Origin of the sequence: Amphritea sp. (assembly GCF_050300915.1) — a bacterium.
GTDB lineage: Bacteria > Pseudomonadota > Gammaproteobacteria > Pseudomonadales > Balneatricaceae > Amphritea.
In genome coordinates, this window is the sequence record NZ_JBNKYN010000037.1 from 25,669 (window position 1) to 40,325 (window position 14,657).

A 14,657-nucleotide genomic window follows, 5' to 3' on the forward strand; every position below is an offset into this window, starting at 1 on the left:
TTCCTTATTATTTTTAGAAGGTGCGTGACAGGTTGAACGAAATGTAGTCGCGGTCCCACAGGGTCTGGTCGAAATGTCCGTCACCCGTGCCCACGCCGTGGCTGCCAAGAAAGTGGTGATAGCCGAAACCACCCTTCCAGTCGTTCTGGTAGGTGAAGTTAATGCCGGTGTCGATAGAGCCGCCATGTTCGACCCAGCCGGAGTAAACCCGCGAGCGGCCCGACAGGTTGTATGACAGAACGATCGGGATCGACAGATCCAGTCCTTCGACAGCCTGGTAGAAGTCGGCGGTGAACGCGGTGGTGATCTGCGAGGCGCTCCGCGTGGTGGTGGGGTCGATAGCCGCTGCGTTTCTGGTGACGCTGGCAACGCGATGCCAGTCGAGCTGGGTGGCAATGGATCCACCATCCCGGAGGAAGGTATTGGGCTGGATGATGTGGATGTCGACCAGGGTCAGGTGCTGGGTGTTACCAACGGCATAGGCGGTATTGTTCTGGTTATCGAATGCAGGGCCGCCCAGCAGTGTGGTGGTGGTCTGGACGAAACCACTGCCGCCGGTCAGGGGCTGGTTCTCCCGCACTGAGGCTTCGATGGAGACGTTATCGCTGCCGAGTACGGTGCTGGCACTGAAGCCGTAGGTCTTGATATCCTGCTGGTAGACATGGGTGAAGCTGGTCGGCATAACGGTTCCGCCGGCTAACGGGTTAGCACCGATATTCAGGTAAACCGCCGAAGGGGTTTTGTCGTGATAGTTTGCGGCGTACAGACCATATTCGGTGTCACCCAGCGAGAAGCGCATCTGTGCGCCCCACTGACCATCATCGTCGGGTGACATATCGGACGTGCGGGTTGTGACGTGAGGCAGGAAAGACTCAGAGTCGCCGAGAAAGTCCGCTGGCGAGAGGAAACTGCCCGAGGCGAAGAACGGCGACTTTTCCCATTCGAACTGGTAGTAAGCACCCAGCGAGATATTGCTGGTCGGTTTCAGGGTGGCGGAGATCTGATTGGTGGGCAGGAGAAACTCCTTAACCTGTGCGCCGGGTACCGTCGCCGCCTTGACAATGTCGACGGGGCCCTGGGCACCGGCAATACCGTTGCTACCGGACATCAGGGTTTCGCCGTAGATGACGGCGTGGCGGCCGATCCTCAAACTGGCGGGCATGTTGCCGATCCGGCCACGGGTAAAGACAAAGGCGTCCATCAGTCGGCTGCCCTGACCGACGGCATCGCGTGTTTTGTCGGTGAACTGGTCGAAGGGGGCGCTCATATTGTTTGAGCTGGCCGGTGAGTCGTTGTCGTTATCCTGTTGATAGGTGTCGTCGTACCAGGCGGTGCCGCTGATGCGTAAACCTTTATTGCTGTCATGTACAAGGTCGAACTCTGAGAGCAGATCCAGGCGGTTTGAGGCGATGCCTTTTTTAAAGTTGCGGTCGCCGTCGTCACTCACCGAACCGGCGGCCGCATAGTCGGACAGTTGAGTAGCGTCCGGATCCCTCAGCCGGTAGATAGTGCTGTATTTGACGGTGTTGTCCCAGCGTGCCCTGAGGCCTGAATCGCCCGTATCAAACTGGAATGCCTGTACCTGTCCACAGGCCAGAGCCACAGCTGCGGCCACCATCGTGCGGTGTACCACCAGGACTGACTTTTTGTTTCTCATATGTGTATCTCCTTCGCGTAAAACCAGTGTTATTTTTGTGATTGCTTTCTGCGTGAGGACTCGCGCTGTCTTTATTCGATAATGGACTCCGTCAATATCTGCGGGGTGGCTGGGGCCACAGTGGTGGCGCGCAGCATGTGGTGGCGCACCAGCAGGATCGATACGATGGCGATGCCAGTGATGACGCAGGCCGCCCAGCCCAGTCCGGGATAACCAATACCCTGAACAATCGAGCCTCCCAGCGCGGGACCAATACATGAGCCGACCATCAGCATTGCGGGGGTTGCTGCAACCGCCCGGCCGCTGGTGTCGAGCCGTGCGAGCAGACCGAATAGAAAGACATGAGTGAAGATCGCCATGGCGACGAACAGACTGGCCGCGACCGCATAGGGCAGGTAGTCTGTCGAGTTGAAAATGATCAGGGCGAGGATCGCTTGTCCGAGCGGCCCGGCAACGCCCACCAGTATTGGTGAGAGTCTGTTTTGCAGGAGGGCCGCCAGTCCGCCGGGAAACAGATTGACAAAGCCGAGGGCGATGAGTGCCGCATTGACGCCGCTGATGCCGAAGCCGTGATCAGCGCCAACGCGCTCGACGAAGCTGAAAACCATCGCCTGGTTGAGCTGCATGCACATCACCACGCCAATGATGAACCAGGCTGCGGGCGGGATCTTTGCCCGGGAGCTGTTTCTGCCTGACTGTCTTGCAGGCGTGTCATCGGCCACGTAGGGGAAGCCGATCGCCATCATGATGCTGGCGATGAACATGCCTGCGGCAATGATCTTAAACAGCATCGTTGGGCTCACCTGCTGGATCGCCTGTGGTACCAGCGAAAGGAACGTCAATGCAAATACGCCAAGGGCAAAGTGGGCAGTACCGAACAGGCGGTGCGGGTTAGCGCTGCGTCCCATAGCGCCATGAGCAAACGATAACGCGCAGCCAACGCCGAGACCGCCGAGTGCATGAAAAAGCATGATCAGCTGGGGGTTGCTGTTCTCTAAAGGTTGCTGTCCTATCAGGAAAAAAGCGAGTGCGCCGAGACCATAACCGCCTGCTGCGGCAAGCCGCTTTGGTAGTCTGTTGAACCGGGGGGCAACAAACAGGCTTGCGAGGAGTGCAGCGAAAAGGAATATTGTTACTGTCAGGCCCGCTTGTTCGGGGCTGTAGTGGTAGTACTGGATTAACGCTCCGATCCAGAGTGGCAGGGCCACCATATCAATCAGTCCGGCGACGTGAGCGGTTACCAGAACGGCCTTGCCGCTGATGCTATCAGGTGTGCACATTGCTATATCTCCTTGCGCCATCAATCTGGCGTCTTGCGTGGTGACGACTCTCCTTTTCGGCCCGCGCATTTCTTGTTGAAGTCGTGTCGATTGTTTCGGTATTTTCCGATTTCCGTAATTTTCGATCGCATCTTCATATAACAGCAATGTATGCGCCAGAAAGTGATGTGAGCCCGTTTCTATTGCGATAATTAATTTCAACTTGTTGTTATATATAGATAAAAAAGTTTAATTATCTGTTTGTGATAGTTTTGCTTGAAGATGCGTTGCTTTGAAATGTTCGGATATCATAAATTTTCATGGACTTGGTCTTTTGGCTTTATTACGATTTAAGTAATTTTCTCTGGAGTCACTGTTATGTCATCCTCCGAACGCATATCCTTAGCCGACATTTCCCGCCTTGATGAAGCAACTCAAACGTGGCGGTGGGATGGATCAATTGAAAACGATGCGGTTTCCCCGACGCTTGGGGAGCTGTCTGAGTTCATTCAATTTTCGCCCGGGGACGGGCGGATCTGGCTGGATGACCGGCGTGTCGTGCTGATGCAGAGCGATGCACTGGGGATGATGCGCCAGCAGTTGATCGATAAAGTGGGTCTGGATGATGCGAGGGGACTGTTGACGCGTACCGGTTATATTTCCGGCGTTCGCGATGCCGAACTGGTTATGGCTCGCTGGGCCGATCAGGGGCCAATGTCTACCTATCTGGCCGGAGTGCGGCTTCATGCTCTCGAAGGGATGGTTAAAGTCGAGCCGCTCCATCTGGAGTTCGATGCCGCCATGGGCACCTACAGTGGTGAGTTTATCTGGCATAACTCGGTAGAGGTCGAAGCCCACATCGCTCACTGCGGCATGGGGTCTGAACCGGCCTGCTGGACGCAGCTTGGTTACGCCATGGGATATGTATCAACCACGCTGGGGCGGTTAGTTATCTTTCGGGAAGTAGAATGTCGCGCAGCAGGGGGACAGGCTTGCCGTATTATTGGTAAACCGGCTGAAGAGTGGCCAAACGTCGAGGAAGACCTGCATTACATCAATGGTGAAGATTTTCTGAGTACCAGTGCTTTCAATCCGTCTTCGGCCCGCGATATCGCCGAACTCCCTGAAGTAACCGACAATCTGGCTGCGGAAGACGAAAAACATATGGTGGGGATTTCGGCAGCATTCAACGCCTGCTGCCATCAACTAAAGCGTGTTGCGCCAACCCGGGCGACCGCACTGTTTTCCGGCGAATCCGGAGTCGGAAAAGAGTTGTTTGCGCAAATGCTCCATGAGATCAGTCCGCGCAAAGATAAGCCTTTCGTTTCGGTCAACTGCGCCGCCATTCCGGATACTCTCGTGGAAGCAGAGCTGTTCGGCGTGGAACAGGGCGCTTATACCGGGGCAACCGCTTCCCGTCCGGGACGCTTCGAACGTGCCGATGGAGGCACCCTGTTTCTCGATGAGATTGGAACACTGAGTCTGGTCTCCCAGGGGAAGTTGTTGCGCGCCTTGCAGGAAGGGGTGATCGAGCGGGTTGGCGGAACACGGGAGATCAGAGTGGATGTCCGGGTTGTGGCCGCAACCAATGTCGAGCTTGAAGAGGAGGTACGTCAGGGACGTTTCCGGGAAGATCTGTTTTTCCGCCTCAACGTATTTCCGGTTCGCCTGCCGCCGTTGCGTGATCGACGGGAAGATATTCCGCTGTTGCTCAGCTACTTCCTGCAGCGCTACAGTCAACAGCATGGGCGCCATATCACCGGCTTCACGGCCCGGGCGGTGCGAGCTTTGCTCAACTACGACTATCCGGGCAATATCCGCGAATTGCAGAATCTGGTCGAGCGAGGCGTTATTTCCGCCGACGATGATAATGCGATTGATCTGCGCCACCTGTTTCGGTTTGAACAGATGCCCAGTGAATTTGTGTATTCCGTCGGCATCGCTGGAGGGCTGGCGAAAGAGGATGCTAACGAGGCTCTTGCAGCAAGTGAGGCTATCGAAGGCGGGTTACTGGATCGTTTCCTGGCCCTGTCTCAATCCGAGTCACTCTCGTTGGAGAGCCTGGAGTTGCGCCTGATACAGGAAGCTGTGGAACGGTGTCGTGGCAACCTGGCCGCTGCGGCACGGATGATGGGATTGTCGCGCGCGCAGCTGGCTTATCGCCTGAGCAAGGCCTGACGCGCTGCCGGTAGTGGGTTTTCTTAAACGCCCGGCAAGGAAGGGGGGCTCCTTGCCGGGTTTTAACGCCGGCTCAGATCAGCTTCGACAGGAAGGTGGTTTCCTTTGATGTTGAGATGCCATTGCCGGTGAAGACAAATGCCAGTTTTGCATTCGCCTGCTCCACATTACTGCCACAAATGCGATAGGGCAGCCAGGCGGAGTTACTGTCACTGAGCTTGATTATTTCTGGCCCGTTCAGGGTAAACTGCGGCGTTGCGGACAGGGACACCTTAATCAGTTCCTGATGACGGGCAAACCCCTCTACTTTAACCCGGTAGTTATTGCAGACTGTATTTTGATCCAGCTGGGTAAACAGTTCTGTTCGGTCACGGCGCACCTCTACCAATAAGCTTTTGGTATTGGTAAAGCCATAGGCGACCGCCGAGATCGCGCAGAGGGATACCGCCGCATAGCCCGCCAGTTTTCCACGCAGGAAGGGGGATTGTTTGCCCTCCAGCTGGCGTTCGGATGCAAACCGTATCAATCCTCTTGGGCGGTTAATCTTATCCATGACGTTATCGCAGGCGTCGATGCAGGCGGCGCAGTCGATACAGGCCGCCTGCAGGCCATTTCGAATATCGATGCCGGTGGGGCAGACCTGTACACAGATACCGCAATCGACACAGTCACCACTGTTTGCATCGGCGTTGCGGCGGTTGGCCCGTGGTTCGCCACGTCCGGCATCGTAGCTGACGGTCAGGGTGTTGTCGTCAAACATCACGCTCTGAAAGCGAGAATAAGGGCAGGCGTGCAGACAGATTTTTTCCCGCACGAGACCGGCATTGGCATAGGTCAGCGCCGCCATAATAGTCAGCCAGCCAAACAGCGCGGATGACATCTGCAGATTGATCATATCGGCAGCGATCTCGCGGATAGGGACAAAGTATCCGGTGAAGGTTGCCGCGGTGAGTATTGACAAAGAGATCCAGAGAATATGTTTCAGTACCCGGCGTAACAGACGCTTACCGCGCAGTGGCAGGTGATCAGTTTTAGCCCGTTCACTGGCACGCCCTTCGGTCAGCTGCTCGATGCGGATAAACAGCCAGGTCCAGACACTCTGTGGACAGGCAAAACCGCACCAGACCCGTCCCCAGGCCACCGCCATAAAAAACAGCAGCGTCGCCCCGGCAATCATTAATCCTGCCAGTAAGGGCAGATCATGCCAGGACAACGCGCTGCCAAAGAGGGTGATACGGCGGTGCTCAAAAGAGAAAAACAGAAACGGCTGACCATCGATCTGTACCCAGGCAAGACCGAAAAACAGTGCGATCATGGGCCAGGTGGTCAGCCGTCTGAGGTTTTGAAAACGCCCCTCGGTCAGGCGCACGTGAAACTTACCATCGGTTGCAAAGGGAGGCGTTGGATCTTGTATAACAGGAATTTTTTGCATGGCGACAATCTACTAAATTTTGTGATTGCGCTAGATTACGGTTGTAATTTGTATAGGAACAGGTATAAAAAAATTATAGTTAATAGGTACAGTTAGGCGGTAAGGCACAATGACATCAGATTATCTCTATCAACAGCTTGAGAGCTGGCTCTTAAAAGGGATTGAAGAACAGCGCTGGCTGATGGGGGATCGGTTACCCTCGATCCGGGCGCTGTGCAAACAGCATGGGCTGTCGAAAGCGACTGTCCAGCACTCCCTGCAGCGCCTCGAAGCGCAGGGCTTGCTGGAAGCCCGGCCTAAAGCGGGTTACTTTGTTGCGCTGCATGCTAAAACCGTAAAGGAGCCGATCAGCCGTTCACGTATCGAGGCGCCCAGGCCGGTAACGGTGAGTGAGCTGTTGCTGGATATTATGCGCCGCAGTGCCGCCTTTGATTTATTGCCCGATCTGCACGCGGGTGAACTGCCCGCGGGCATTGTCACCCTGAACAGATCGGTCGCCAGAGCGCTGCGTCGGCAACGGGGTGATGATTACCAGTACTACGATATTCCTGCAGGGGATGCTGGCTTGCGGGAACAGCTATCCCTGCATCTGCTACGCCGTGGCTGGCAGGCGGATATTGATGAGTTGTGTATCACCTCCGGATGTCAGCATGCGCTGTTCCTGGCGTTGATGGCGACCTGCGAAAAGGGCGATATTGTTGCGGTTGAGTCGCCGGGGTTTTACGGTGTGCTGCAGCTGCTTGAACAGCTAGGTTTACAAGTTGTTGAGGTGCCGACATCCATCTCTACAGGGATGGATATAGAGGCGCTGCAAGAGGTGCTCAAACGCTGGAAAGTTAAAGCCTGTATAGTCTCACCGGCCTTTTCAACCCCGGGAGGGGCGTTGATGCCGACAGACGCCCGGCAGCGTTTGTTAACTCTGGCGGAACAATATGATCTGGCCATTATTGAGGATGATATCTATGCCGATACAGCTTTGGGAGTGGTGCCCGATCCGCTGAAAGCGCTGGATCAATATAACCGGGTGATTCTCTGTAGCTCATTTTCAAAGTCGTTATCCCGGGACCTGCGGCTGGGGTGGATCTCAGGAGCGCGATGGCACGAACGGATTATCAAACTTAAGCTGGTGACCCAACTGAGCAGTAGTCGCTATCTGCAGCAAGGGGTCGCTGAGTTTATCGCCGATGGCAGTTTTGCGGCCCATCTGCGCCGCCAGCGCCATGAGTTGCGTGAACGACGTGACCGGCTGATTGCGCACCTGCGAGCCTGGCCCGGGGATTTGAGAATCAGCCTGCCGCAGGGTGGCTTAGCGGTGTGGGTTGAACTACCTGACGGGGTGGATACCTTAGAGGCGTATCCCGAAGCGCTTGATCGTGGGGTGGTGATTACCCCCGGGCCGTTGTTCTCGGTATCGGGACAATTTCGCAACTGTATGCGTCTCAGTTTTTCCCATCCCTGGGATAAGCGCCGGGTTGAGGCGCTGAATGTTTTGTCCGCTGTGTTGGTGCCGCAGGGTTAATCTGTCTCGATTAAAAATTAAAATATTGAGCCTGTGCCTGATTTACACCTCAGTATATTCTGGGCGGCTAAAGTAGCTGAACGAGTACTGATGTTGTGTACAGATATGATGAATATGACCGGGCGTTGGTACAGGCGCGGGTAGAGCAGTTCCGTGATCAGGTTGCACGCCGGCTATCGGGCGATCTGAGTGAAGAGGAGTTTTTGCCGCTGCGGTTGCAAAACGGACTTTACCTGCAAAAGCATGCCTATATGCTCCGGGTGGCGAACCCTTATGGCACCCTCTCTGCAGCTCAGTTGCGGGTGCTGGCTAAAATAGCCACTGATTTTGATCGCGGTTATGGCCATTTCACTACCCGCCAGAATATTCAGTTTAACTGGATTGAACTGGAACAGGTGCCGGACATCCTGCAGCTGTTGGCCGATCAAGATATGCATGCGATCCAGACCTCCGGTAACTGCGTACGCAATATCACCACTGAAGCGTTTGCCGGAGTGGCCGGTGACGAGGTGATAGACCCCCGCCCTCTGGCTGAAATCCTCAGACAGTGGTCGACGGTAAATCCTGAGTTTCTCTTTCTGCCGCGCAAATTTAAGATCGCTATCTCATCCTCAGCATCTGATCGTGCCGCAGTGCGCGCCCATGATATTGGTCTCTATCTCTATCGGGGTGACAGGGGTGAGATGCTGTTGGATGTCATGGCCGGGGGTGGGCTTGGCAGAACGCCAATCCTCAATGAGCGGGTGAAACAAGCTCTGCCATGGCAACATATACTCACCTACACCGAAGCGGTTCTGCGTGTTTATAACCGTTATGGCCGCCGGGATAACAAGTATAAGGCGCGTATCAAAATTCTGGTTAAAACGCTGGGCGTGGATGCGTTTGCCCAGGAGGTTGAGCGTGAGTGGGCGCTGATTAAAGACAGTGACGCCGTGCTGACCGAGAGAGAGTATCAGCGGGTAGCTGCCGGTTTTGCACCACCGGTTTACGAGCGACTCGATCTGATTGATCCTGAATATGGTGCCTGGCTGGCCCGTGATCCGCAGTTTGGCTTATGGGTACAGCGCAATACGCAGCCGCATAAAGTGACTGGTTATGCCTCGGTGATACTGTCAACCAAGCCGGGTGCCAGCGCGCCTCCCGGGGATGTTACCGGCGAGCAGATGAACGCTGTGGCGGATCTGGCGGAACGCTATGGTTTCGGTGAGATCCGGGTGTCCCATGAGCAGAATCTGGTGCTGCCGGATATCCGTAAACAGGATCTCTATCCGTTGTGGAAAAAACTGACAGAGATTAATCTGGCGAAGCCCAATGTGGGGTTGCTGACCGATGTGATTGCCTGCCCCGGTGGTGATTACTGTGCGTTGGCGAACACCCGTTCACTGCCGGTCACCCGTGCCATTCAGGAACGTTTTGATAATATCGATTTCCTCCATGATCTGGGTGATCTGACGCTGAATATCTCTGGTTGTGTCAACGCCTGTGGTCATCACCATATCGGCAACATCGGTATCCTCGGGGTGGATAAAAGTGGTGAGGAGTTTTTCCAGATCACCATTGGCGGCGCTCAGGGAAAGAACAGTTCGCTGGGTAAAGTGATCGGCCGCGCGTTCCGGGCGGAAGAGGTGCCGGAAGCGATAAACCGCTTGTTGCAGACCTATCTGGACTACCGTGAATTGGACGAGCCGTTTATTGAAACGGTCAACCGCATCGGTCCTGACCCCTTTAAAGAGCGGGTTTATCAGACGCTGACCGCTACTGCACAGGAAACTCCAGAGGAGGCCTCCGCATGAAAAACATTATTACGACGGTGAGCGGAGTCTCTGCGGTTGTGCATGATGATCCCTGGTCGATGCCGGGTGAAGATGACAGCGGTAATCGCGATTATCAGATCGTGTCACTGGAGCGTCTGCTGGTGTTAGCGGAATCAGGTGAAAGCTTGCAGAAGCTGTATGGCGTGGTGCTGCATCCGGATGATGACCCTGACATTCTGCTCCCCTGGCTGGATTCTCTGCCGCTGATAGCGCTTCAGTTTCCCCGCTTCAGTGATGGTCGGGCCTATAGTCAGGCTTATCTGCTACGTGCCCGACATGGTTTCGAGGGAGAGCTGCGTGCCGTGGGTGATGTGTTACGAGATCAGTTAGCGGCGATGCGTCACTGTGGCTTCAGCTCCTTTGCTGTTCGTGAAGATAAGTCAGCAGAGGAGGCGCTAAAAGGTTTGGAAGTGTTTGATCTGATCTATGCCCGTTCGGTATCTACACCCCAGCCGCTGTTCCGGCGTAGATAAGCTGCGTCTTCCGGATCTCTTCGGGTTGTCAGTCAGTAGAATTCCTGGTTGACAGCCTATCGAATTCACCGTTCTGTTTATCCTCCCGAACCTCACTAAAATTGATGAAAATATGCCCGACAATGGAGCGCAATGCTGCACTGCAACAGGGCATAACTGGCCATTACCTGACAATGCTCGACATTGTCAGACCATAGTGGGTGTTTCCTTTATTCTATGTCTCTACCTAACTCTATGTTTTTATTGGTTTATTAATTTTGGCCCGGAAAATGCTTTGATCTGGATCAATACTAATTTATCGGAGCCGGAGTATGGGTGCGTCTATATCACTTGATTACATCACACACAGGTTCAGTGCTGCAGCAAAGCCCACGCTGAAAAATATTGAAAATCGAATTGAGCCTGGCGAGCTGGTGGCCCTGATTGGTCGCAGCGGTTGTGGCAAATCGACCCTGTTGCACATGATGGCGGGTCTGCTGATTCCGTCTGATGGTTGTGTCCGCATCAACAGTCATCTGGTGACCAAGCCCAGCGCTAAGTGGAACATGATGTTTCAGAAAGCCTCGCTATATCCCTGGATGAACGTCAAAGAGAATGCTGCGCTGGGTCTGCTGTTTGATGGCATGCCGAAGGCTGAGGCCGGTGAGCGGGTTGATGCGTTGCTGGATATGGTGGGGCTGCACGATAAGAAAGAGGTCAATGTACAGAGTCTTTCCGGTGGGCAGCAGCAGCGGGTTGCACTGGCGCGTTCGCTGGCAACCGAGCCGGAGGTGTTGCTTCTGGATGAGCCTTTTTCTGCGCTGGATGCCTTTACCCGAACACAGCTTCAGGAAGAGGTGCCGAATATCTGCCGCGAGCGCGGTATCACCATGGTGATTGTTACCCACGATATTGATGAAGCGATAGCGATGGCCGACCGGGTGTTAATCATGTCCCAGAATCCGGGTCGCATTGTCGGTGAATTGACGGTTGATCTGCCCTGGCCGCGCCGACATATGGATGCCGGTTTCCAGTCGATGCGTGACGAGTTGATGCAACAGTTTAAAGGGACCGATACCGGGTTGGCGGGCCGTAGTGGTGCCGATACCGAAGCGTCTGAAGTATCTGAATCAGCCGCCTGATAGCTGCCAATTTTAAGAGGAATTTATAATGAAAAAATACAGTTCTAAGCTTGATGCGAAGCCGAATGAGATCTCTGATGCCGATCTTGATTATCTGCAAAAGCATGAGATGAGTCGCCGTGATTTCATGATGGATAGCCTTGCTATGGGGGGGCTGGCTGCAATGTTCGGGCTTTCCGCCGCCATGCCTGCCTGGGGCAGTATCCAGCCACCGGAAGATGAGGTTGTACGTATCGGTTATCTGCCGATTACCGATGCCACTGTACTGCTGGTCGCGCATGCTAAAGGGTTCTTCGCGGAAGAGGGGCTTAAATCAGAAAAGCCAACGCTGATTCGAGGCTGGTCGCCGCTGGTTGAAGGGTTTGCAGCGGGTAAATTCAATCTGGTGCACTTCCTTAAGCCTATCCCTATCTGGATGCGCTATAACAACGGTTTCCCCGTCAAAATCATGTCCTGGGCTCATCTGAATGGTTCCGGTGTGGTGGTGGGTAAACATGTTAAAGCCGAGGGCTTTGCGGACCTGGGTGGCAAGCAGGTTGCAGTACCTTACTGGTACTCCATGCACAATATCGTGTTGCAGATGGCGCTTCGACATGTGGGACTGAAACCGGTGATTAAAGCGCAGGGTGAGCCTGTCGCGGCTGATGAGGTGAATCTGCAGATTATGCCGCCACCGGATATGCCACCATCACTGGCGGCGAAAAAGATTGATGCCTTTATCGTGGCAGAGCCCTTTAATGCGGCCGGTGAGCTGCTGGCTGGCGGTAAGATGCTGCGCTTTACCGGTGATATCTGGCGTAACCATCCCTGCTGTGTGGTGTGTATGAATGAGGATCAGGTTAATGCCAAGCCTGAGTGGACTCAGAAGGTGATGAACGCCATTGTCAAAGCTCAGATCTACGCCCAGCAAAACAAGAAAGAGGTTGCTCATCTGCTGTCTAAAGATGGCGAACGTTATCTGCCGATGAAAGCCAATGTGGTTGAGCGTGCGATGACGCTGTATGACGAAGAAACCTATGCCGTGCCCGATGCGATTCAGCACCCGGAATGGAATAGTGGCCGGATCGACTTCCAGCCCTGGCCGTTCCCTTCAGCTACCAAACTGATTGTAAATGAGTTGAAAAACACTCTGGTGAGTGGTGATGCCACCTTCCTGAACGAGCTGGATGCAGACTTTGTGGCTGATGATCTGGTGGATTACCGCTTTGTTAAAGCGGCGATGGAGAAGCATAAAGGCTGGGAAGATGCGCCAGGTTTTAATGCGGAGAACCCATTTGAGCGAGAAGAGGTGGTTGCGATATGAACAGCAGTAATACTCAAACGATAACGGTCGCCAGCGTGATGCCGAATATGTCGCAGCTGTTTGGCTGGTTGAAGTCTCTGCAATACCCGGCGGTGGGGATTACCGGGCTGATGTTGCTGTGGTGGTTCGGTGGTTTCTTGATTGAAAATGATCCGGATCTGAGTGCCTTTGCCGCGTTTGCGCCAGCTCCAACCTTCAGTGCGCTGGTGGATCTGGTGGCCAGTGGTGAAGTCTGGCAACCCATTGGTTCCAGCCTTTATCGCATTCTTTCCGGGCTGGTCTGGGGTATCGGCATCGGTGTGCCGGTGGGGGTAACAGTGGGTTACTTTGGTCTGGCGCTGAAAGTGACTAACGTGCCGTTTCAGTTTCTGCGCATGATCAGTCCACTGGCGTGGATGCCGATTGCAGTGCTGGCCTTTCAGAGCTGGGATTCTGCGATCATCTTCCTGATTGTGATGGCGACGGTATGGCCGATCATCTTCTCCACCGCCCACGGTGTACGTCGTATTGATCCTAACTGGTTTAAAGTGGCGCGCAACCTGGGTGCATCCGGTTTTCAGATGCTGCGGAGGATCATTCTGCCAGCGATTATGACCGACGTCATGGCGGGTATCCGTCTTGCGGTAGGGGTTGCCTGGGTGGTTCTGGTTCCGGCGGAATATCTAGGTGTCACCAGCGGACTGGGGTATGCGATCAACGACGCTCGCGACACCTTGTCTTATGACAGTCTCGCCGCCGTGGTTATCGTTATCGGCATTATTGGCTATGGTCTGGATACAATCTGTAGCGTGCTGATTAAACGTTTTAACTGGCATATGGAGTGATGGTTTGAGTATCTGCAGTCCGGTGTTAACACCCGGCTGGACAATCCATTTTGCAGCGTTGTCTGGTGATGGACGCTGTGTGAATTGTGCTGAATATACCTGTTGCCTGGCAACAGGTATTTCTGTTTGTAGAGGTTAGAGCCTATGGGATATCCAACAGACGTTCTGTCGCATAAAAATGTAGAGAGTGATGCCGGTGCCGGCGCATCCGACCTGACGGTGTTGCATGAGTCAGCCAAGCTTATCGGCCAGGCGGCGACACCTGAGATAGCGATCTCCGGCACCTTGCGGCTGATGTCGCAGATGCTTGGTTTGAATCGTGGGCGTGTGCTGCTGCCATCGACAACCGGTGAGACCCTGCAGATCCGATACAGTTACGGCTTGCGTGATGAAGAGCGCCGGTTGGGGGTGTACAAAGTGGGTGAGGGCATCACCGGTACGGTGATGAAAAGTGGTCAGCCTGCGGTGGTTCAGAATATTGATGAGGAACCGGGTTATCTGTTCCGGGCGGTGGATCGGGAAACTCTGCCAGACGGTATGGTGGCTTATATTGCGGTGCCGATTATGGATGGTAACTCAACCATTGGTGTGCTGGCTGCGCACCGGTTGCGGATGCGACCACGGGCGATTGATGCCGACCTGATGATTCTGCGAATTCTGGCGACCTTTATTGCGCAGATCATCAGTATCAGTAACCTGATTGAGGAGCGTACCAGTTATCTGCAGGAGGAGAACCGTGAACTGAAAGATGCCCTGCAGCATCAGAGTGGTGAGAATAACCACGGTATACTCGGCGAGAGCCAGGCGGTGCGGGATGCCCTGAGGCAGATCAGTCGCGTGGCTGACACCGTCGTGACGGTGTTGCTGACCGGTGAGTCCGGCACCGGTAAAGAGCGTTTTTCCCAGGTGCTACACCTGAATAGCTCGCGCCGGGATCAGCCCTTTGTCGCGATCAACTGTGCCGCTATTCCCGAGCAGTTACTGGAATCAGAGCTGTTTGGGCATGAGCGGGGGGCTTTTACCGGGGCATCCGCCAGTAAAAAAGGCAAGATTGAGTTAGCCAGTGGCGGGACACTG

At 54.5% G+C, this 14,657-nt stretch carries 11 protein-coding genes; 8 read left to right on the plus strand and 3 right to left on the minus strand.

All coding sequences use genetic code 11. From position 1 onward, the window contains the following. Positions 1-13: 13 nt before the first annotated feature. Positions 14-1,657: a DUF1302 domain-containing protein gene (locus ACQY8X_RS11390; protein WP_428035265.1), complete on the minus strand. Its 1,644-nt coding sequence runs from the start codon at positions 1,655-1,657 to the stop codon at positions 14-16. A 71-nt stretch (positions 1,658-1,728) separates the two neighbouring features. Further along, positions 1,729-3,084, minus strand: coding sequence for an MFS transporter (locus ACQY8X_RS11395; RefSeq protein WP_428035266.1), 1,356 nt, complete (start codon positions 3,082-3,084; stop codon positions 1,729-1,731). A gap of 210 nt (positions 3,085-3,294) precedes the next feature. Here ACQY8X_RS11395 and ACQY8X_RS11400 point away from each other — a divergent pair, with 210 nt between their 5' ends. Beyond that, on the plus strand, positions 3,295-5,094 hold the full coding sequence (locus tag ACQY8X_RS11400; protein WP_428035267.1) for a sigma 54-interacting transcriptional regulator: 1,800 nt from the start codon (positions 3,295-3,297) through the stop codon (positions 5,092-5,094). 73 nt (positions 5,095-5,167) lie between these two features. On the opposite strand, the gene ccoG is transcribed toward ACQY8X_RS11400, so the two are convergent. Beyond that, complete coding sequence (gene ccoG / locus ACQY8X_RS11405; protein WP_428035268.1) at positions 5,168-6,526, minus strand: cytochrome c oxidase accessory protein CcoG; 1,359 nt, start codon at positions 6,524-6,526, stop codon at positions 5,168-5,170. A gap of 109 nt (positions 6,527-6,635) precedes the next feature. Here ccoG and ACQY8X_RS11410 point away from each other — a divergent pair, with 109 nt between their 5' ends. The 7 genes from ACQY8X_RS11410 to ACQY8X_RS11440 all read left to right on the plus strand — a co-directional run. Beyond that, entirely contained in the window at positions 6,636-8,045 is a 1,410-nt protein-coding gene (locus ACQY8X_RS11410; RefSeq protein WP_428035269.1) for a PLP-dependent aminotransferase family protein, read from the plus strand. Between the two features lie 95 nt (positions 8,046-8,140). After that, a complete protein-coding gene (locus ACQY8X_RS11415) occupies positions 8,141-9,838 on the plus strand; it encodes a nitrite/sulfite reductase (RefSeq protein WP_428035270.1) in 1,698 nt (565 codons plus the stop codon). Further along, the gene (locus ACQY8X_RS11420) at positions 9,835-10,332 is read left to right on the plus strand and encodes a DUF934 domain-containing protein (protein WP_428035271.1); all 498 of its coding nucleotides are present in this window, start codon (positions 9,835-9,837) and stop codon (positions 10,330-10,332) included. Before ACQY8X_RS11415 ends, ACQY8X_RS11420 begins: the two co-directional genes overlap by 4 nt. Positions 10,333-10,643: 311 nt before the next feature. Then, the gene (locus ACQY8X_RS11425) at positions 10,644-11,453 is read left to right on the plus strand and encodes an ABC transporter ATP-binding protein (RefSeq protein ID WP_428035272.1); all 810 of its coding nucleotides are present in this window, start codon (positions 10,644-10,646) and stop codon (positions 11,451-11,453) included. 28 nt (positions 11,454-11,481) lie between these two features. Further along, positions 11,482-12,756: an ABC transporter substrate-binding protein gene (locus ACQY8X_RS11430; RefSeq protein ID WP_428035273.1), complete on the plus strand. Its 1,275-nt coding sequence runs from the start codon at positions 11,482-11,484 to the stop codon at positions 12,754-12,756. Continuing rightward, a complete protein-coding gene (locus ACQY8X_RS11435; protein WP_428035274.1) occupies positions 12,753-13,580 on the plus strand; it encodes an ABC transporter permease in 828 nt (275 codons plus the stop codon). The genes ACQY8X_RS11430 and ACQY8X_RS11435 overlap by 4 nt, the downstream gene beginning before the upstream one ends. 144 nt (positions 13,581-13,724) lie before the next feature. Beyond that, positions 13,725-14,657, plus strand: a 933-nt coding sequence (locus ACQY8X_RS11440; protein WP_428035275.1) for a sigma 54-interacting transcriptional regulator, incomplete at its 3' end; no start/stop codon positions are given.

Bases quoted from the DNA above. Each gene is read 5' to 3' on its own strand.
- ACQY8X_RS11390 (WP_428035265.1), bottom strand. From the start codon at position 1,657: ATGAGAAACAAAAAGTCAGTCCTGGTGGTACACCGCACGATGGTGGCC.
- ACQY8X_RS11400 (WP_428035267.1), top strand. From the start codon at position 3,295: ATGTCATCCTCCGAACGCATATCCTTAGCCGACATTTCCCGCCTTGAT.
- ccoG (WP_428035268.1), bottom strand. From the start codon at position 6,526: ATGCAAAAAATTCCTGTTATACAAGATCCAACGCCTCCCTTTGCAACC.
- ACQY8X_RS11410 (WP_428035269.1), top strand. From the start codon at position 6,636: ATGACATCAGATTATCTCTATCAACAGCTTGAGAGCTGGCTCTTAAAA.
- ACQY8X_RS11420 (WP_428035271.1), top strand. From the start codon at position 9,835: ATGAAAAACATTATTACGACGGTGAGCGGAGTCTCTGCGGTTGTGCAT.
- ACQY8X_RS11425 (WP_428035272.1), top strand. From the start codon at position 10,644: ATGGGTGCGTCTATATCACTTGATTACATCACACACAGGTTCAGTGCT.
- ACQY8X_RS11430 (WP_428035273.1), top strand. From the start codon at position 11,482: ATGAAAAAATACAGTTCTAAGCTTGATGCGAAGCCGAATGAGATCTCT.
- ACQY8X_RS11435 (WP_428035274.1), top strand. From the start codon at position 12,753: ATGAACAGCAGTAATACTCAAACGATAACGGTCGCCAGCGTGATGCCG.